Source organism: Streptosporangium sp. NPDC023825, from assembly GCF_040639575.1.
Taxonomy (GTDB): Bacteria; Actinomycetota; Actinomycetes; order Streptosporangiales; family Streptosporangiaceae; genus Streptosporangium.
Window position 1 is genome coordinate 240,849 of sequence record NZ_JBFAAE010000004.1, and the last position, 16,225, is coordinate 257,073.

The following is a 16,225-nucleotide window of genomic DNA, read 5'->3' on the forward strand; positions in this document are numbered from 1 at the left end:
TGTTACCTCCTGCTAGTGGTTTACCGCCGAGCGGATTTAGCCGTGCCCGATCTCCCCGAAAATCGGCCACGACTAGACACGCTAGATGGATGACGTGACGTCGTTGTCCCCTTCACAAACTTGGATGCTGTATCCGGTGTCGCTCATAACGCCGGTAGGCGCCTCACCATGCTTTTCGGTGAAATCGGCGATAGCTTCCGCCATGTAGGTTTCAGCGAATCGATGTGCAGAATCGAAAGCGTCATTTTCGTAGAGAAAAGTTAGCTTTCTATCGTCGTCAGCATGGTTAAACGGGTCTAGGTGGACTTCGTATCCGTCCTTAACCTTAATGACCTTTGCACCTCCGCAGTAGTCGCCGGTTTCGTTCCACACACGGTATTCGCGGATTTCATCCATTTTTTCGGCTCCTAACTCGATGTTCTAGGGACGTGTCCCTACCCCTGACAGATAGGGACACGTTAGGGGGTTATTCTCCGTAAGCCTGTACGTAGTTGAGGTGATGCATGAGCTCATTGACGGGCTTACAGATAGTCCAGATCGATTCGCCGACGGATTCCGGCGTGTCGGCACGGTTCACGTAATCGGTGATGGCGTCCAGCGCTTCCGTGATCTGTTCGTCCGCATCTTCGACGCTCAAGCCGTCTTCCTGCATGTCAATGAGAACGTTGTACGCGTTCATGATGAGATTGTGTGCGGCAATGGGAAGAGCTGCACGTGTAATGATGTTGTTGTCCACGTGCTCAATAGCGGTTGTGAGCAGTTCGGAAGTCGTTGCCATTTTTTCGGCTCCTGTCTGAGAGGTAGGGAAGGTATCAGGCTGCAAGGGAGAGCGTAGGCCACCCCTTGACCGGCCGGCGGGACTTCTTCCACTGGCAGACGTAGACGTCCAGAGCGATCAGGGCCCCGTACAGGTCATCCCGCACGTTGTCCCAACCGCTGACCGACGTAACCTTGTCGGCCATGCTGGTGATCTCCCTACGGATGGTGTCCACACTGGTGATCGCTCCGGTGTGCATCATGGTCTGGAGAGCCGGACCGACACCGTCCAGCATGATGGCGAGCGTACGCGCCGTGTCGTCACTGATGTACTTACGTCCCTTGACACCGTGAATCACGTCGCGGATTTCGGGCATGACAGTCTGAAGAAGAGAGGTCATTTTTCGGCTCCTAACCTAGGGCTGTTGACGTTAGTTCACTACCGTGCCCGAACCCCGAATTTCGGGCACGTCTAGTCAGCTAACGTCACATGGCATAGACGTGAATGCCGCCCTTGTCTGCGGTGCAATGCCATGGCAGGAATCGCTTTGCGATCATGGTGAGGTATTCACCATCGTTGGGGTAGCCACCATCCCAGTACCCGCAACCCTCTTCGTTGCGGGTCATCACGAAGTCGTGACCGAACTGTCCAGCCTCATACTTAGGCGGGATGTTCCACGTGTGCATGACCATACGTGCGACGTCGCGAACGATTTCGTAGGCGGAATCCGGGGTCAGGTTGTTCAGCGTGAAGAGGTCACGCACCTTGCTTTCGTCCGTACCGTCTTCCCTGGCGTTCTCGATGGCGTTGTTCAGACCAGTTGTGGCGATACTCGTCATGGCGTGCTCAGACGCTATTTGGATGAAATCGTTCTGTTCGTCGGTCATGTTCGGGTACGTGGCGCGCACGGTTGCGACTGCTTCGACCATGAGCGTGATGTGGTTACGCATTTTTCGGCTCCCGTCTAGAAACACTGATCGGATGACCAGCTAGAGACGGACACACTAACGAGAGTGTGTCTCGTCTAGCCGACTCATCTAGCAGTACTGGCTACTAACCATTACCCACAGACCAGGACCCAAAGAAACTTCAAACCAGTCCCAGTTAGGGGAGAACCAACCTTCCAATTCTCCTAGGGTTAACTCACGTCCATATTCGTTCAAGATCCCTTGAAATATTTCTTCATTCACGTCAAATGACGCGTATCCCGTTTCCCTGATAGCGTTTCCTCTGGAGTCCAGAATGAACGTGCGAAACAGGGTTTCGTCGGTATCCATAAAATCGGCTCCTAACCTAGAGACTCTGGGCTTAATCCCATTAGTGGATACACGTAACGAGACGCGTATCCAATGACAGGATCATGCGATGTAGGTTCCGACAATCACGCGTTCGCCATTCTCGACATAGCGAACCAACGTCGCCGAGAATGCGGAATCGGCGCTGCACCCATTCCAATCACTGAGATTGCCGTTTCTGTCGGTTCGGGAGAATTGACTGAGGTCATACAGCGTTCCCCGGTAGCGGAAGAATTCGGGAGACTCTTCCCCGGCATCGATCTTTTCCCAGTCGTGATAGCCGAATTCCTCACGGTCTTTCTGTGACAGTTCGTTGGCATAGATCACGTCACGTGGAACGTTGTTTGTGATGATGCGTGGCCTGTCTTCACTCATGGAATCGGCTCCCTGCTAGGTGTTCTGAGAATGTGATCTCATTAGTAAGCCGACGTATCTAACCCAAATTTCGGGCTAGGGACGTCGACCTAGTGACAAGATCATTTCCAGGGCTTGCGGTGAATCAGTTTAGCGTTCCTGGTCGGGTCAAGAGTGTCCGCGCACTGGTAGCACACCCGCCGGTATCTGCCAGCGAACGACAGAATCAACGCCCAATGGAAGCCACACCCGAACGTTGGGCAACGGTCGGGGTTGTGTGTGATGGCCTTCATAGCGTCAGAGAGATTCGTCGCGAGCATTTTTCGGCTCCAATCTAGGGTTTTGAGCATGCGCCCATTAATGGCCGTACGTGCGAGACGTACGGCCAATGACGGATTCACATGTTCTATCGTCCGTACCCGTTGAGCTCTGCCAGGATGAACAGACATTCAGTCACGGTTGTGACGGTTTCGGGGTTCTCGAATTCGGCGCCTAGGTTGTCACGCCACAACCCGGAAATGATCTCTATGAGCTCATTAACGCTAGCCGGACAATATTTACTCATCATGATGTCTATTGCCAGCGCCGACACTTTGTATCGGCCGTGCTTCGGGATTTCGACTGTGATGACGTTGTCACTCATAAAATCGGCTCCTGTCTGTGGTCTGCCATCTTCATGCACGGGTGACCATACCCGTACGACGAACCCCGTAGGGTCCGTTTCGGCTAGTTGGATCCCGTGATTCTGCGAATGTCCTTGTTCGTCAAACGTGACGCGTAGATTTCGTTAAGCAGGATGTCCCGGAATTCCTCTGATGACGTGATCGTGCTTACGACCGTAAGCAAGTCGGTCGTGTCCCAGCCGGCGTAGTGGTTCCTAATGTCCCCGGTAAGCATCCCGTTCGGTGGCGACATTTCGACGTCCATGGATTTACCTCCTACTGAATTTTCGGGCTGAATCTAAGCGACTCTAGGGGGAATCGAACCCTCTCTAAGCATGTGCTATATGCTTATCCCGCCATCGGGTCTAGAGCCGTCGAGTAGTTCCCGTGTGCTTAGGCGTGACGGACCTTGCATTCTCACGGGGTGGCTAGCAATGCATTCGTGTTCCAATGTGACCTAACACTGTTGGGGGAACGCACATCTAGCGCATCTTCGGATGACACTTCCGTCTTTTCCAGACCTACCGTCTTACGCAAACATCGCTGCGATAGGCACGTATTCATGCCATCCCCGGTCACGTGCTGGAATCCGTCGCATTCGAATTCCGGCGTATGTCCGGTGCTCCCTAGCGGGTGGTTCGCACCATAGGGAGACACAAACGAGACCGTTAAGTCTCTGCCAAGGACTATGTAGCCCTCCCGCTGTTGTGGTTGGTTCACGATCCATCCACGTTCGCAGTCGAATCTGTTTTTCCAGTGATTAGCTGGTCTTTCCTAACGCGTCGTGATGCGTAACCGGCTTACTCAGAGACCCTTCGCACGCGCCGCAACGTGCGAATTTTGGGCGTGCCGGCATAGGCGGGCCGCGAATCATCACTTACTCCTTAAGATCGTTGGTTGACGGTTGGTTGAACCGCATACGAAGAACATCGCCGTTTGGCAAGGTGCGAACGTCAAAGCTCCGTAGAAAATCGGCTCAAAGCCGTTTTCTGTCTGCGAGCGTTGCCGCGTGGAATCCGAGCCGCCTCTGTGTTGCGCGTCTCGCGATTCCCTTAGGTGCCCAAAATCGGGGCTTGAGAGACGCTCTCGCGTTCCTCACCTTTCGGCGCGTGTTCTTCGTATTCGGTTCTCAAGTAGCTGTGAGTTTCGCGTCTCCGGTCAAGAGCCCCGGTGCCGCGTCCCTCTGTCGTGCAGACCAAACATTGCCAGACATCGTGGCGTGACGGAATACTTTTCATGTCACGGAAATGTAACGACAGTCGGGACGTCCCGTCGCTCGCGTCCACTTTCTGTCGGAATCGCGGCTTGACCTGCAATGATGCACGGCCAAAGGCCGCGATACGTGATCTTGCCCAGTCGAGAAATCTCTCTTGATGATCTTGTTTTTGGGCTTGCGCACCCCTTCCCGCGCACCGTTCCGCCCGTCCGCTCGCGTGCCGGCAACCAAGATCAATGTCTGTTTCGTGCCTGAATACGTAGAAAAATTAGCTGAAATAAAACGGTGCGTCTCGTCTTACCTTGCGCTGGCGCAGCTATGCAACGTGTTGCGTAATGCGGAACGATGCGCCGAAATCGCTCTCTCAGCTGATCTCAAAGCCCTATTTTGATCATGATTTAGCAGCATGTTGGAAGTGCTGTTTTGCCTGCTCAATCCGCTTATAGATGCTCGCGTTTTTGGCGCTCTCACGGAGTCAAGATCAAATCGCTTAAAGATCTTGAAAATTCGGCGCTGATCCGGCTTCCCCTACTCACCTGCACGTCTCCTCAGTGCCGCCTATGCCGGCACGCCCCGTACCAGTACTCCCCAGAGCTCGCGTGCCCAGAGCTCGGCGCCCAGAGCTCGGCGGAAATCGGCGCCCAGTCCAAAGGGGGACGTCTACAGGCAAGGGGGGGTGTCTGGAGACAGGGGGGGTGCCGTGGGGAGAGGGAAGGGGAGAGGCGGCATGGGAAGCCGTAGAACGCACACAGAGGAGAGGAGAGGGGAGAGGGGGGAGACTCGGCGCATCTCGGTAGGCCGTAGGCCGTACAGAGGCACTGAGAGGGTTGCTCACAGAACGTGACTCGCGTGCTTGCTCACACTCGGTAGTCGCCCGCCAGCTCGGTTGATCAGCTACCCACAACCCCGAACCCCATGGAATCCAGGCAGCATTGCCAGACTCTCGCCAAGATCATTTAGACAGTGCCGGCGGATTTCAAGATCATTAACTATCGCCCTCACTATCATGATCTTGCGCTCACCTTGCCCACACGTGCCTATGTGCAGCTCACAGCCTCACGCATGACCATTCTTAGGCGTTGGCACGTGTGACAACTGGTCACACGCGTTCGGTCTAAGCCGCGCGCCGGCTCGCGATCGTTGCAAGGCTGTTACAAAGGCCCCCCACCCTTAAATGATCTCTGTCTGGGCCGGCCGCCCTGGTTTCCAGCACAAGAAATGCTATACGGAGGGTGACAGTGGCCTCGGATTCGCTTGCTTTTGCAAGCGGCCAGCAAGCACTTTTTCTCTACGCTGCGTGATAGAGGCTGGTCAGCTCGTCGAGCTTCGGAGCCGGGGCCGGAACGTCGGGTGTCGCACTTCTAGATCGTTCCGTTACATTCACAGGTGCCTGTGACTTCGGTGACCGAATGTAACGGAACGGTTAAGAAGTGCGCAGAGACTGGAAATGTGCTAGGAACTTGACACTATTGGGAACGCCGCGACGGGGTGTCCCGCTAGTGTCAGAACGACACTGGAGGACGTCATGACTGCTGCAACAAGGCACGTTGCTCCCCCGAGCTGGTGGGACGGCTTCATCGAAGAGGTTCGTCGCACCGGTCGGGTCGGCGACTCCTTGGAGTCACTGGGACTCAAGCGGACGGCACACAACTACTACACGTCCAACAACGCGAAGCTGGAGCAGCAGCTTGAACGGGCCGTCGAGGAAGGGAAGGAGAGGGACAAGCTCACACGTGTTGAGCGGGTGCTGGCGCTGCTGCGTACCGGCACGTCGGTCAAGGAGGCGATCAGGGAGGCCGGCGAGACGAGAACTCGCTTCTACGTCCTGCTCGACCAGACCGGCAAGACGGCGGAGTTCGAGGAGATTCAGCGGTACTGGGAGGCCCGGCGGACCGGGTATCCCGAGGCGGTGAGGTGGCTCGATGAGCGCCTGGCCGACGACATCGAGCACTACGACGGTCACCCGGTTGTCCAGGAGGCACTGAACCGGGTGCGCGAGATCGTCGCCTTGTGCGACATCTCGTACAAAGACTTGGAGCAAAGACCTCGAACGTGGCTGCGGGACGCAGTCCTGCGCCTGATCGGGGGTGATTACGCAGAAGAGGACGGCCTGCCGCCGTTCCTGGAGACCACGGAGGTGTAGATGGCTCGGAGGGCGAAGTTCCTGCCGCCGGAGGTGGACGCTCAGATAGCTGAGGCGTACGTGCGCCGAGTGCCGCCCCGGCGGATTTGCGAGGATTTCGGTATCAGCTCGAACGCCCTCTTCGCCTCGCTGGAGCGCTCAGGCGTGCCGGCGAACCAGAGGGCGGAGATTAAGCGCGACATCTTGGTGTTGCACCGGGCCGGTCTGGACCTCCTGCTCATCAGACGTCTGGTCGGCAGGTCACGTACCACTCTGCGCAGAACCCTGCTCGCCTGCGGTGTGACAGACGAACAGATCGAGGCCGTCGAGGCGGCTGAGAAGGCGCGACGAGCGGAGAAGCCGCCACGTCAGCTGAAGTCGGACGAGGTCGAGCGGAAGACGAAGCTCGTCGACGACCTGACGCCGACCTACTCGGTGCGTCAGATCTCTGATTGCACAGGGATCCCGAAGTCGTCGGTGAAGCGGTACCGCAGGCTGGCCAAGGAGCAGGCGTAGGTGACTCGGCCGAGTGGACCGGGGAAGCAGACGCTAGAGCTGGACGCGGAAGTCGTCAGGTTGTACTGGCAGCCTGGCAGTTCGATCAAGTCGATATGCCGCGAGCTCAGTATCGAGCCGCCCAGGATTTACCGAGCGCTGGTGCGGACTAAGACGCCTCGGAAGAACAATGAGCACCGTCGGCTGATTCTGCTTCTCAACCGGGCCGGCGTCGAGCGGATCATCATCGCACGGATAGTCAACAAGAGCACTGACTGTGTGCGGAAGGTCATAGAAAACGCGAATAAGAGGGCGTTGCGTGAAAGCAAGACGAAAATCCAGAGTCGGATTCAGTAGCGTTATTCTTCCACTGTCAGCAATGATGGGCGGCGCGTTGTCTCGGGCCGAGATCGACTTTTCGTCTGATCAGATCAGTCATGGAATCTTGTCGCTGCTGGCCGCCGGCTGCTGGGCGTTGGCGATGCTCGTACACGCCCACGATATGAGCCCGAGCCCCGAAACCACGGGATCACTGGTCGGTATCGCTGTCGGCCTGGAGCTCATCAGGGCACTGATGTTGCAGAACTGGATTCAGGCCGCGTTGATTGCTGTGGCTACGGCTCTGACGGTTTTTATGCTCATACAGGAGAGCCGGGAGAACCGGTAAGCCAGACTGCCCGCTACACGGTTCTAAGGAGACGTAGGGAATGGATCAGGAAAAGGCTGAGCACAAGGCTCGGGAGATCGCAGCGAAGGTTCTCCAGACCAACGTCGGTACGTTCACGGTTGCTCGTTATCTCGGGATGAGCACCCCGTACACGCAGGGGCACGGCTCTAGGGTTCCTCATCCGAAGGTCATGGCGGTCAAGGATGCGTTGGACAAGTTGATCGTCGAGCTGAATCAGGGGTCGGAGGGGCAGTAAGTGAGTCCGGGGAGAAGGCGGCTGACGCCGGAAGAGGACTTAGAGATAGCTAATGCGTATAGGCGTAACCGTAGCGTCGCGGAAATAATGAAGACATTCAATGTATCTGATCATGGTCTTTATAGGTCGCTCGATCGCACAAAAACTCCTCGAAGAAATGTCGACAACGGCCGATTCTCGATAGCGACGGTTAAGGAGATCAAGCGCCTTATGCGGGATGATCCTAGCCTCTCCATGAAGGTGCTGGCCGAAAAATACGGAAAGACCACTATGGCCATGTACAACATTCGAAGCGGCAAGAGCTACAGAGACGTCCTTCCGGAGGATTAGATGGCCGTCGACTTCTGGGATCCGAACAAGAGGGAGATCCATGCTGAGGTCTCCGTGGCAGCCTTCGAGAGGCTGGCCGATTTCATGAGAGATAGGAATCTCGGCGTCAGCGCCGGCCTAGATCTCTTGATCCTGATGGCACTGCCCATGGGAGGGAAAAATGACAGACCGCTTCAATGAGCTCGTCATCCGCTGGGCCGCTGCGACGGAGGGTCCGTGGTGGTCTGACGAGGACGGCCACTACTACCGTCTGCATGGTGTTGCCTTTCGGATACCGCCGCAGGCGGGTGGGCTGCTCCCTGAGCAGGTCGTGAATTATCAGATTCTCAAGGCTCCGAAGAGCAGCAAAGTCTTCTCGCCGTACTGGCCGAACGAGGCCGACGACGCGTTCATCACACACGCTTGGGATGACGTCCGCTATCTGATCGATCTGGTGACGCGGCTCCGGAAGCTGCCGGAGCAGATCGCGACGGCGATCAGTGAGTCCTGCGGTGTCCCCCTGGAAGAGCACCTCGGAGGTCACTGCACATTTGAGGTGTGCGCGAAGATCGCCCGCGAGGTCGGCCAGGCTCAGCAGCAGTTGGAGGATTTCGACGACCTGCTTGATAGGTCGTCGTTGGGATCTCCAGAGGCTAAGTCGATTCGTGCTCTGCTGACGCCTGAGGATTTGGATCTGATTGAGCGGTTGGCAGAGAAGATTCAGCGCAAGCACAAGGAGCAGCCCAGGTAAGGAGGCCGGCGATGGGGGGGAAACCAGGGCCGGAAAGAAAGTTAACCGAAGCGCAAGATCAAGAAATAGCAGTACTGTACACAATCGGGTATTCAATAAGAGCTATATGCAAACAATACAAGGTTAGCGATCGCCCTATATATGATTCGCTCAGGCGCACAAAAACACCCCTTCGTGGGCTAAAGAAAGGTAAAACTCGCGAGAGGGTTTTAGCCTTACATGGCGAAGGAAAGACTCCTGAGGAAATAGCAGACGAGATCGGCAGAGAACCGAAAACTGTTTACTGGCATCTGAACAGGGAAGGAATTTATCTCAGGTCGGAATCGGCGGTTCCGGAGAAGCGAAAGCTTATTCGAAGGTTAAGTAGAAAACTTAGTGTTAGAGAAATAGCTGAAATGCTGGAAACGTCTGTTTCCAATGTCAATTATCATTTAACCGGAGACGGTAATGGACGGTCCTGACGACCTGACAGACGAGGAGCTAACCTACCTCCTCACCGATCACGGCGTTGACCTGCTGAGATTCGCCTACGAAGACAGGATTCCGGTCACGGAAGAGTTCCCCGGAGGCGGTCCTTATCCTCCGTACATCATCTAGGGAGAGGCGTAGGTGTCCGCCGAGGAAGATTTCATCGAGTACATAAACCTCGTAGACAAGATGGTCGATGCGTATTTCACTGACGAGGTTATAGCGGAGCAGTTGAATAAAGCTCTAAACAAGGTCGACAAAGAAAGGAAGGCCAATGGGATCCGCAGGGGCCCTCGAAGTGCAGTTTTCCGATGTGGTAGAAATCGCAAATCCGACTCTCCGAAGAATAGGACGTGGTTATAGCGATCCCGAAAAACAGGTCCAGCCGTTCATAAGGCATCGAAGAATCCGGGCTCGTAGAGTCTTCCCGGTAACCATTACCCATATCCAAAAGCCGCTCACCGTCGATGACCTTACCGACGGCATGCGCCGTGTCGTCGTCCAAGAGTGCGCGCGACGAAAGATCTCACCGGAATCGGTGAAGGTACTGTCCCCGACCAAGGTCCTAATTCCTTAGGAGCGCGATGGATGACGATGAAGTCAGCCGCCTGGTAAAAGAGATTCTGGCCGACAAGGACTACAAGCATCTGGTCGATGTCGCCGGGATCGTATTAGATTACGAGAAGCTGCTGAGTGAAGGCCACGAGGTCATCAAGCAAACCGAGTTCGCTCAGTTCGGTGCTCGTAGGGTAGTGACCTTCGTCAAGCATGTTGAGCAGTTCACCGGCATGGAGATTCTGCTGGCTACACTGATCGGCAACAATTTCCCCGGAATGAGCGAGACGGATAAGTACGGCGTCTCCAGGTGGCTTATGCACTGTCTTCGGCCAAAGCCCGCCGATGGATCTTGACCAGTACGCCAGGCTTTGCGCCTGGGCGACGAGATTCGGCCTTTGCGACGATCATGTGGCCGAATTCTCCTGGCAGGTTTATGAAGCCGGATGCCTCGATAAGCCGGATAGTTGGGTAGAGCTGCTCACCAACTTCCTGGTCGACGAGTATGCACGTACCGGCAAGGCCGTACAGCTGAATCGAGAGAACGCTGAGATCCAGCAACGTATGGAGAGATCGACGAATAACCTGATCGCCAAGTACGGAAAATCCGGGCGAGTGAAGGTGACGGAAATCAAGGGGGGAACATCATGATCACAGTGGCGAACGCCACCATCTTTGCCATCGAAAAGCACGAAGGCCAGCTGGACAACTTCGGCGTCCCGTACATCGACTCCCTGATGCGGGTGCGCGAGGCTCTCTACGAGCACGGGGACATGGCTCAGGTCGCCGGCGTGCTCAGCGGCATCCTGAGGATCACTGACACCTCAGTCGCAGACCTCGAAAAGCTCGGTGTGCCAACGGTCGTCATCGACGCGATCGTCTCGGTGACACCCAAGCCTAGCGAGGAGTACTTCACCTACATCCGCCGGGCGTTCGCGCACTCGATGGGGCGGCTGGTGATGCTGGCCATCGTCAACGACCGCCTGGCGGCGATAGAGCGGATGAACAACGACGGCACGCTGACCAAGGAAGAGCGAGACGGCGAGGTCGAGTTCCTGCGGGGTCGCTACATCAGGGCCCGCGAGTTCTTGGAGGCGGTGAAGATCAGCGCATGAGCACCGTCGTGGCGAGATCGGACATGCCGGTCAGCGATTTACGGGTACTGATAGCACTCCTTAGCCATGAGACGGTTTTGGCCAAGGACCTTATGGTGCCCGTCAAAATCCACCCGAGCCAGCTTTTCCTGGTGCTAGGGCGACTTATCGATCAGGAGTTCATCGACCAGCTCACTGTCCCGAGTCTGGGGCCGGGACAGTTTGATCGTCGGTATTACTCCTTGACGGAAGAGGGTCGTCGGGTCGCAGAAGAGGAGTTCGAACTGCTGTCACTACTTATGAGGGAGGCTAATCTGCGTGTCACGTAAACGATGGAGCCCTAGGGGAAAAGGGTTCGTCAACGTATTCGACCGTGGTTATGCGGCCATGTGGCTCCGGCCGGCCGGGGGGCAGCTGGATTGCGTCGTGTACGTGGAGGCCGGCCGGGAACCGAACACCTGCATCTGGACGATGCGGTGCGACTACGACGCCCCGATTCTGGCTCACGTCTACGACAAGCCGTGGCGAGTCGGTTGGGTCGAAGAGCAGGGATCGGACGAGGCCTGGTTCGGTGCGGAGCTCGTCTCTAAGCGCATTCTCCAGGACGTAGCGCCTCGGAGAGCGCCGAAGGATCGCACCTACGCCCATCGCTGGAAGAGGCGTATGCCGTACCCCAGCGGAGAGTTTCTGCCGAAGAAGTTTCGGCGTCAGCCACAATCAGGGAGGCGAAGGTGACGACGTTAATCGGCTACGACACGGAGTTCCTTAACCTCGGGAGTACCTTGTATCCGATCTCTATCGGGTTGGCGTTCTCGACGGGGATCCACTACTACGCGGTCAATAAGGACATGCCGGTCAGGGCGATCGGAGCGAACGATTTCCTGATGGAGCACGTCTGGCCGCAGCTGCCGCTGGACAAAAACGGCAACCTCGATTACCGGAATACGGTGGTAAAGTCCCTCGGCCGCATCGCCGAGGAGATCAAGGGGCTGCTCGAAGCCGAGGAAAACGGCTGGGAGCTGGTTACCTACTGCGGATCACAGGACGGCACGATCTTCGGCAATCTGTTTTCCAAAGGAATGTGGCCGGAAGGCTGGGGATGGTGGGTTTACGACATCGAGCAGGAAAGACGTAGGCTCGGCGTCGAGCTCCCAGAGCAGACAACGCTGCTGCACCACGCTCTCAGTGATGCGTCGTACAACCTGGCGTGCCGATTCTGGCTAGATGATCTGGCAGCGAAGACGCAGGTCGGTCGATGAAAATCAAGAAGCCGGAAAACGTGATCAGGCTTCTCGGCTCGTTCGTTACTGGGGCCGCCATCATGGTCGGCGCCCTACTCGTCTTTTTCGGGCACATCGAAGAGGCTGTGTGGCTGATTGTCTTCTCAGCCTTCCTTCTTGCCTTGGTGTTTCTGATGGACCAAAACGATCAGCTCAAGAAGGAAAATCTGATCGCCCAGGCCGAAAATCGGGCCTACCTCACGAAGTACGGTCCTGTGGACTGGTAGCTAAACCCCACGCAAGAGAGCTCTACATATACATGAGTGAGAAGAACGGGCCAGTGATAATCGTCGGTGTCGACGGTGTCCTTAACCCGTGGAATCAGCATCATCTGGGATTCGTCCGGATGAAGATCCGGCTTTCCACCGGAGAAGTATTCAAGGTCGCGCTTAACCACAACCACGGCAAGATGCTGATGGATCTGGCTAAGAAAACCGGATCCGAGCTCATGTGGGCGAGTTTCTGGAACGAACACGCGAATGAACATATCGGACGTCGGCTCGGGCTTCCTGAACTGCCCGTCATCCCCATCAGTGACGAGGTCAATCACATGCCTCGGCATAAAAGGCCGTCGACTGGCGCATGGAAAGTGCGATGCGTAGCCGAATCCGGCATGTTGGCCGGCCGCTCGTTCGTGTGGTTCGACGACGAACCAGAGGTGCCGGAGCTGGCGGCTTCGGACTCTCGACTCGGCCCGCACCTGGTGGTGCCGGTGCCGTGGGTCACAGGGCTGAACGTTGCCCATATAGCTCAAGCTGAGCGCTGGCTGATGGCGACGGCTGCACCCGTGTGACAGAGCAAAGAGCTCCGGTACTCGATCGAGTACCGGAGCTCTTTGTCGTTCTAGCCGGTCACCTGCGGTAGGTGGTTGAAGGCGTGAATTCCGGGCCGGACCACGGTTGCCGCGTCAGGATCCTTGCGATAGCCGAGAGCAATGAGCTTTGTGGCGTCAGCGGTTGGGGTTGGTGTGATGATGCCAGCCACATGCATGTCGGCCTTGAGGGTTCGGACGGAAACCTCGTCCGGCGCCGTGCCGACCTTCGCTACTGCCTCGGCCAGTTTCCAGATCAGCTCTAGCGTCGCTTCGATGGAGTAACGGTGAGCGAAATCGAAGCCCGCATCGAGCATGATCATGTTACTAGTCGACAGATTCGTTCCGACATTAAGCGGCTGGCGAGCTGGTGTCACCGCTGGCTTCTTGAGGATAAGGACGTCGACTCCGGCCAATTCGGCGATTTTCCGAAGAACCTCTGGGATGTCCTTCTTCTCGATGCTGACTACGCCGTACTCGTCTTCATCATCGATGTCGACCGTTCTGAAGACGACCATAGAGCCGTCCTCTTGCAGGCCAAGCCAATCACCGTCTTTGTCGGTGTAGATGGTGGTGTAGTCACTAGCTGCCACTGCTGCCACTGATGGTCCTGTCGATTTTCGGGGGGTCTGAGGGCTCTGTAGGACCTCCTAGGAGGACTACGAGAGCGAGGATGATAGCGAGTACTATTCCGGCGGCTATGGCGATCTCAGCGCTTTGTAGCCGCTTCTCGTAGTCGTTCACGCGGCCTCGTTCATCTCCCACGGCCACTGCTCGCGCTGCGAGGCCTCGATGCGGGCGATATTGGCGAACGTCTGATCCGTCAGGCCGCCCATCTCGTACATGCCGCGCTTGCCGTCCAGGGGAGTGGCCTTGTGGCCGGCGAGGTTGAAGCCGTAGAGGTTCACGTGAGCAGGAAGGTTGAATGGCTGGGCTGTCTGCCGGAAGAAGCTGTAGCCGGCATAGTCGCCGCGCGTCAGGATGTCGGTGGTCTGCATGTCCGAGACAACCACGATGCGGTCATGTCCCTTGTACGCCTGGTTCAGTGACGCGGAGAGCAGGGTGCCGTGACCGGCTTCGCCGACGCGCTTGCAGAAGCGTGCCGTCTCCCGCAGGACACTGGCGCCCTTCTTGATCGGGTGGTGGAAGGCACGATCAGCCCAACCATAGAGGTCGACCTGCTCACCCTTGGCCGCCAACGCGACGCCGAACATGGCGCCAGCCTGGACACGGTTGATCTTGCTTTTGGCGGACATTGGGACGTCCATGGAGCCGGAGGTGTCGACCATGACGAGCGTCCGACCGGGCAGACTCGGGATGTTGCGGACGCTGGCGTCCATGGCCGCGTCTAGCGCGGAGGCCCACTGTAGGGAGTCGGTGTGGAGGTGCGCCGACAGGAACCGGTACGGCAGCTGGCGGGAGCGAGCGACCTGCTCGGGGTCACCGAGCTTCTCGGCGATCTGGCGAGCGACCTGCCTGGAAATCCTGGCCTCGTCGAAATTCCTCAGGTTTCTGATCAAGGACATGTAGCCCATGGAGGGGATGATCGCCTCCCAGGCAGCTGCGTCCATCGGGCCCTGGAGCCAGCCGGCGACCGACTCCCACGTCATGCCGGCGGCCTTGAGCGCCTCGGTGCCTTCGTTGAGGAGGATGCGGCGGCGCTCGGCGACCGGCTTGCCCATGAGGTTGACCCGAGCACGAATCATGGGGAGATTCGGGCCGATGGCGATCTCGTCGCGGTTGTGGCGCTTGGCCAGGGCGTAGCCCATGAGGTCGTACTGCCAGGTGCCCCGGAACTCCTTGTGGTGGTAGGCCGGCTGGACCAGGTCGACGACGTCACCGAACCGTACCGAGGCCTTGTCGCTGTCGTACTTGAGGAAGCTGTACTCGGTCCAGAGTCGCTTGATGGCGTCGCTGATGCCGCGCTTGATGGAGATCGGGATGGGCTTGCCGTAGGTTGACAGCCAGTAGGCGATGAGCTCGCCGGGCTCGTCGGCGCGCTGGAGAACAGAGTCGACGAGCTTTCGGTTGGTGTAGTGAATCCAGTTGTGGCGGACCGTCATGCGCGAGGTGACGTTTTCGGTCCAGCCCTTGCACTCGTAGCACTTACTGGGGTTGGAGCAGGCGTAGTCGTGGTGACCGGCGTCGAGTCGAGCCTTGACGGCCTCGGCGGCGATGACGATGGAGACGGTCCTGATGTTGCCCTCGGCGCGGAGCCAGCGAGCGAACTGGGAGAGCCAGACGAAGTCGGTGACGGCGATCTCGCGCACGAGCTCGACCAGGCGCCGGGAGCGGTCGTCGCCGCTCTCGTAGGCGTTGTTCTCTCCATGGAACGTGGTGGTCGCCAGAAGGAAGAGCTCGCCCTTGGCGTCGCGGGTGTAGGCCGGGGCGCCGTTGCCGGTTCGGGTGTTGGGTCGAGTAGTGGTAGTCGTGATCAGACGTGCATGTCCTGACGTCTGAGTGGTCCGGGAATTGAGCTTAGGCATGAAAAACGGCTCCTCGCCGAATATGGGGAAATTCGGGAGGAGCCGTATATAAGAGAATCCGCGAAGCGGTGCCTGAGAACTAAGTCGGGGACAGTGTCTTACAGCCCGTGCTCTGCCAACTGAGCTACACCCCGGTTAGGTCAGGGTGGGAGGAATCGAACCTCCGACACCGGGCCCCCTTGAAGTATCTGTCACCTGCACTTCAGGCACCGCTCACGAAACTATATAGAGACCCCTCCCGAGAACTGTGTGCCGACAGTGGTGGTGCTTTGGGGTTTTCTAGTTCCCCGAGTGATAGCTGCAAAGGGCTATCTGTTAGAAGTATCTGTCGATCGTCACTTCGGGAGAGAAGTGTGGGTCCTTGCTGAAAACTATGTAGCTACGGAAGCCCTACCAATTGGGCGACAAGGCCAAGCGGCCTAGCACGGATTCGAACCACGAAGTAACCGTAGGCTGACACTTCAGCAAGGAAGTGCTCGCTCTTGAGAAAACTGGACGACGACGGAGACGTATGTCTTAGCCATTAGACGACAGGCCCGCGTGGTGGACCCGGCGGGAATCGAACCCACATTCTCTTTTGTTCAGAAAGAAGTAACCGTCATCTGCACTTCAAAAGAGCAAGTTTGTGAAACTTAGATGATGCTCGA

25 protein-coding genes and 1 other RNA gene are annotated in these 16,225 nt (G+C 57.2%); 16 read left to right on the plus strand and 10 right to left on the minus strand.

What is annotated here, in order from left to right; genetic code table 11:
* Window positions 1-81: 81 nt before the first annotated feature.
* The 8 genes from AB0G15_RS05840 to AB0G15_RS05875 all read right to left on the minus strand — a co-directional run bounded on the left by AB0G15_RS05840 (window position 82) and on the right by AB0G15_RS05875 (window position 3,134).
* A complete protein-coding gene (locus tag AB0G15_RS05840; protein ID WP_362835740.1) occupies window positions 82-396 on the minus strand; it encodes a hypothetical protein in 315 nt (104 codons plus the stop codon).
* A 70-nt stretch (window positions 397-466) separates the two neighbouring features.
* On the minus strand, window positions 467-778 hold the full coding sequence (locus AB0G15_RS05845) for a hypothetical protein (RefSeq protein WP_362835742.1): 312 nt from the start codon (window positions 776-778) through the stop codon (window positions 467-469).
* A gap of 34 nt (window positions 779-812) precedes the next feature.
* The gene (locus tag AB0G15_RS05850; RefSeq protein WP_362835744.1) at window positions 813-1,157 is read right to left on the minus strand and encodes a hypothetical protein; all 345 of its coding nucleotides are present in this window, start codon (window positions 1,155-1,157) and stop codon (window positions 813-815) included.
* 85 nt (window positions 1,158-1,242) lie between these two features.
* A complete protein-coding gene (locus AB0G15_RS05855) occupies window positions 1,243-1,707 on the minus strand; it encodes a hypothetical protein (protein ID WP_362835746.1) in 465 nt (154 codons plus the stop codon).
* Between the two features lie 87 nt (window positions 1,708-1,794).
* Window positions 1,795-2,034 (minus strand): hypothetical protein, encoded by a 240-nt coding sequence (locus AB0G15_RS05860; RefSeq protein WP_362835748.1) that lies wholly within the window; start codon window positions 2,032-2,034, stop codon window positions 1,795-1,797.
* 81 nt (window positions 2,035-2,115) lie between these two features.
* Entirely contained in the window at window positions 2,116-2,427 is a 312-nt protein-coding gene (locus tag AB0G15_RS05865) for a hypothetical protein (protein ID WP_362835750.1), read from the minus strand.
* A 385-nt stretch (window positions 2,428-2,812) separates the two neighbouring features.
* Window positions 2,813-3,049, minus strand: a complete 237-nt coding sequence (locus tag AB0G15_RS05870) for a hypothetical protein (protein WP_362835752.1) — start codon at window positions 3,047-3,049, stop codon at window positions 2,813-2,815.
* A gap of 16 nt (window positions 3,050-3,065) precedes the next feature.
* Window positions 3,066-3,134: hammerhead ribozyme type II (locus AB0G15_RS05875), an RNA gene on the minus strand.
* 2,675 nt (window positions 3,135-5,809) lie between these two features.
* Between AB0G15_RS05875 and AB0G15_RS05880 the strand changes: the two genes are divergently transcribed.
* The 16 genes from AB0G15_RS05880 (at window position 5,810) to AB0G15_RS05955 (ending at window position 13,074) form a co-directional block, all read left to right on the plus strand.
* Window positions 5,810-6,427: a hypothetical protein gene (locus AB0G15_RS05880; RefSeq protein WP_362835754.1), complete on the plus strand. Its 618-nt coding sequence runs from the start codon at window positions 5,810-5,812 to the stop codon at window positions 6,425-6,427.
* Window positions 6,428-6,922: a hypothetical protein gene (locus AB0G15_RS05885; protein WP_362835756.1), complete on the plus strand. Its 495-nt coding sequence runs from the start codon at window positions 6,428-6,430 to the stop codon at window positions 6,920-6,922.
* Window positions 6,923-7,220: 298 nt separating this feature from the next.
* The gene (locus AB0G15_RS05890; RefSeq protein WP_362835758.1) at window positions 7,221-7,568 is read left to right on the plus strand and encodes a hypothetical protein; all 348 of its coding nucleotides are present in this window, start codon (window positions 7,221-7,223) and stop codon (window positions 7,566-7,568) included.
* A gap of 40 nt (window positions 7,569-7,608) precedes the next feature.
* Window positions 7,609-7,824, plus strand: a complete 216-nt coding sequence (locus AB0G15_RS05895; protein ID WP_362835760.1) for a hypothetical protein — start codon at window positions 7,609-7,611, stop codon at window positions 7,822-7,824.
* Entirely contained in the window at window positions 7,825-8,154 is a 330-nt protein-coding gene (locus tag AB0G15_RS05900; protein WP_362835762.1) for a hypothetical protein, read from the plus strand.
* Window positions 8,155-8,334: a hypothetical protein gene (locus AB0G15_RS05905; protein ID WP_362835765.1), complete on the plus strand. Its 180-nt coding sequence runs from the start codon at window positions 8,155-8,157 to the stop codon at window positions 8,332-8,334.
* Window positions 8,315-8,884 carry a hypothetical protein gene (locus AB0G15_RS05910; RefSeq protein ID WP_362835767.1) on the plus strand — a complete coding sequence of 190 codons (570 nt, stop codon included), beginning with the start codon at window positions 8,315-8,317 and terminating at the stop codon, window positions 8,882-8,884. Before AB0G15_RS05905 ends, AB0G15_RS05910 begins: the two co-directional genes overlap by 20 nt.
* Before the next feature lie 11 nt (window positions 8,885-8,895).
* Window positions 8,896-9,345, plus strand: a complete 450-nt coding sequence (locus AB0G15_RS05915) for a hypothetical protein (RefSeq protein ID WP_362835769.1) — start codon at window positions 8,896-8,898, stop codon at window positions 9,343-9,345.
* On the plus strand, window positions 9,332-9,481 hold the full coding sequence (locus AB0G15_RS05920; protein WP_362835772.1) for a hypothetical protein: 150 nt from the start codon (window positions 9,332-9,334) through the stop codon (window positions 9,479-9,481). Before AB0G15_RS05915 ends, AB0G15_RS05920 begins: the two co-directional genes overlap by 14 nt.
* A gap of 455 nt (window positions 9,482-9,936) precedes the next feature.
* Complete coding sequence (locus tag AB0G15_RS05925; protein WP_362835774.1) at window positions 9,937-10,263, plus strand: hypothetical protein; 327 nt, start codon at window positions 9,937-9,939, stop codon at window positions 10,261-10,263.
* Entirely contained in the window at window positions 10,253-10,558 is a 306-nt protein-coding gene (locus tag AB0G15_RS05930; protein ID WP_362835776.1) for a hypothetical protein, read from the plus strand. The genes AB0G15_RS05925 and AB0G15_RS05930 overlap by 11 nt, the downstream gene beginning before the upstream one ends.
* Window positions 10,555-11,022, plus strand: a complete 468-nt coding sequence (locus AB0G15_RS05935) for a hypothetical protein (RefSeq protein ID WP_362835778.1) — start codon at window positions 10,555-10,557, stop codon at window positions 11,020-11,022. The genes AB0G15_RS05930 and AB0G15_RS05935 overlap by 4 nt, the downstream gene beginning before the upstream one ends.
* A complete protein-coding gene (locus AB0G15_RS05940) occupies window positions 11,019-11,330 on the plus strand; it encodes a hypothetical protein (protein WP_362835780.1) in 312 nt (103 codons plus the stop codon). Before AB0G15_RS05935 ends, AB0G15_RS05940 begins: the two co-directional genes overlap by 4 nt.
* A 402-nt stretch (window positions 11,331-11,732) precedes the next feature.
* Window positions 11,733-12,260 carry a hypothetical protein gene (locus tag AB0G15_RS05945; RefSeq protein ID WP_362835782.1) on the plus strand — a complete coding sequence of 176 codons (528 nt, stop codon included), beginning with the start codon at window positions 11,733-11,735 and terminating at the stop codon, window positions 12,258-12,260.
* Window positions 12,257-12,508 carry a hypothetical protein gene (locus AB0G15_RS05950; protein ID WP_362835784.1) on the plus strand — a complete coding sequence of 84 codons (252 nt, stop codon included), beginning with the start codon at window positions 12,257-12,259 and terminating at the stop codon, window positions 12,506-12,508. The genes AB0G15_RS05945 and AB0G15_RS05950 overlap by 4 nt, the downstream gene beginning before the upstream one ends.
* Window positions 12,509-12,540: 32 nt before the next feature.
* A complete protein-coding gene (locus AB0G15_RS05955) occupies window positions 12,541-13,074 on the plus strand; it encodes an HAD domain-containing protein (RefSeq protein WP_362835786.1) in 534 nt (177 codons plus the stop codon).
* Window positions 13,075-13,124: 50 nt separating this feature from the next.
* Here AB0G15_RS05955 and AB0G15_RS05960 read toward each other — a convergent pair whose 3' ends face one another.
* Together AB0G15_RS05960 and AB0G15_RS05965 are read right to left on the minus strand one after the other, a co-directional pair.
* The gene (locus AB0G15_RS05960; protein ID WP_362835788.1) at window positions 13,125-13,694 is read right to left on the minus strand and encodes a hypothetical protein; all 570 of its coding nucleotides are present in this window, start codon (window positions 13,692-13,694) and stop codon (window positions 13,125-13,127) included.
* A gap of 138 nt (window positions 13,695-13,832) precedes the next feature.
* Window positions 13,833-15,578, minus strand: coding sequence for a TROVE domain-containing protein (locus AB0G15_RS05965; RefSeq protein WP_362835790.1), 1,746 nt, complete (start codon window positions 15,576-15,578; stop codon window positions 13,833-13,835).
* Window positions 15,579-16,225: the final 647 nt, after the last annotated feature.

Coding starts and splice junctions, on each gene's coding strand:
- AB0G15_RS05915 (WP_362835769.1), top strand. CDS start 8,896: ATGGGGGGGAAACCAGGGCCGGAAAGAAAGTTAACCGAAGCGCAAGAT.
- AB0G15_RS05850 (WP_362835744.1), bottom strand. CDS start 1,157: ATGACCTCTCTTCTTCAGACTGTCATGCCCGAAATCCGCGACGTGATT.
- AB0G15_RS05930 (WP_362835776.1), top strand. CDS start 10,253: ATGGATCTTGACCAGTACGCCAGGCTTTGCGCCTGGGCGACGAGATTC.
- AB0G15_RS05925 (WP_362835774.1), top strand. CDS start 9,937: ATGGATGACGATGAAGTCAGCCGCCTGGTAAAAGAGATTCTGGCCGAC.
- AB0G15_RS05895 (WP_362835760.1), top strand. CDS start 7,609: ATGGATCAGGAAAAGGCTGAGCACAAGGCTCGGGAGATCGCAGCGAAG.
- AB0G15_RS05855 (WP_362835746.1), bottom strand. CDS start 1,707: ATGCGTAACCACATCACGCTCATGGTCGAAGCAGTCGCAACCGTGCGC.
- AB0G15_RS05880 (WP_362835754.1), top strand. CDS start 5,810: ATGACTGCTGCAACAAGGCACGTTGCTCCCCCGAGCTGGTGGGACGGC.
- AB0G15_RS05965 (WP_362835790.1), bottom strand. CDS start 15,578: ATGCCTAAGCTCAATTCCCGGACCACTCAGACGTCAGGACATGCACGT.
- AB0G15_RS05840 (WP_362835740.1), bottom strand. CDS start 396: ATGGATGAAATCCGCGAATACCGTGTGTGGAACGAAACCGGCGACTAC.
- AB0G15_RS05920 (WP_362835772.1), top strand. CDS start 9,332: ATGGACGGTCCTGACGACCTGACAGACGAGGAGCTAACCTACCTCCTC.
- AB0G15_RS05845 (WP_362835742.1), bottom strand. CDS start 778: ATGGCAACGACTTCCGAACTGCTCACAACCGCTATTGAGCACGTGGAC.
- AB0G15_RS05870 (WP_362835752.1), bottom strand. CDS start 3,049: ATGAGTGACAACGTCATCACAGTCGAAATCCCGAAGCACGGCCGATAC.
- AB0G15_RS05910 (WP_362835767.1), top strand. CDS start 8,315: ATGACAGACCGCTTCAATGAGCTCGTCATCCGCTGGGCCGCTGCGACG.
- AB0G15_RS05865 (WP_362835750.1), bottom strand. CDS start 2,427: ATGAGTGAAGACAGGCCACGCATCATCACAAACAACGTTCCACGTGAC.
- AB0G15_RS05905 (WP_362835765.1), top strand. CDS start 8,155: ATGGCCGTCGACTTCTGGGATCCGAACAAGAGGGAGATCCATGCTGAG.
- AB0G15_RS05860 (WP_362835748.1), bottom strand. CDS start 2,034: ATGGATACCGACGAAACCCTGTTTCGCACGTTCATTCTGGACTCCAGA.
- AB0G15_RS05940 (WP_362835780.1), top strand. CDS start 11,019: ATGAGCACCGTCGTGGCGAGATCGGACATGCCGGTCAGCGATTTACGG.
- AB0G15_RS05935 (WP_362835778.1), top strand. CDS start 10,555: ATGATCACAGTGGCGAACGCCACCATCTTTGCCATCGAAAAGCACGAA.
- AB0G15_RS05950 (WP_362835784.1), top strand. CDS start 12,257: ATGAAAATCAAGAAGCCGGAAAACGTGATCAGGCTTCTCGGCTCGTTC.
- AB0G15_RS05955 (WP_362835786.1), top strand. CDS start 12,541: ATGAGTGAGAAGAACGGGCCAGTGATAATCGTCGGTGTCGACGGTGTC.
- AB0G15_RS05885 (WP_362835756.1), top strand. CDS start 6,428: ATGGCTCGGAGGGCGAAGTTCCTGCCGCCGGAGGTGGACGCTCAGATA.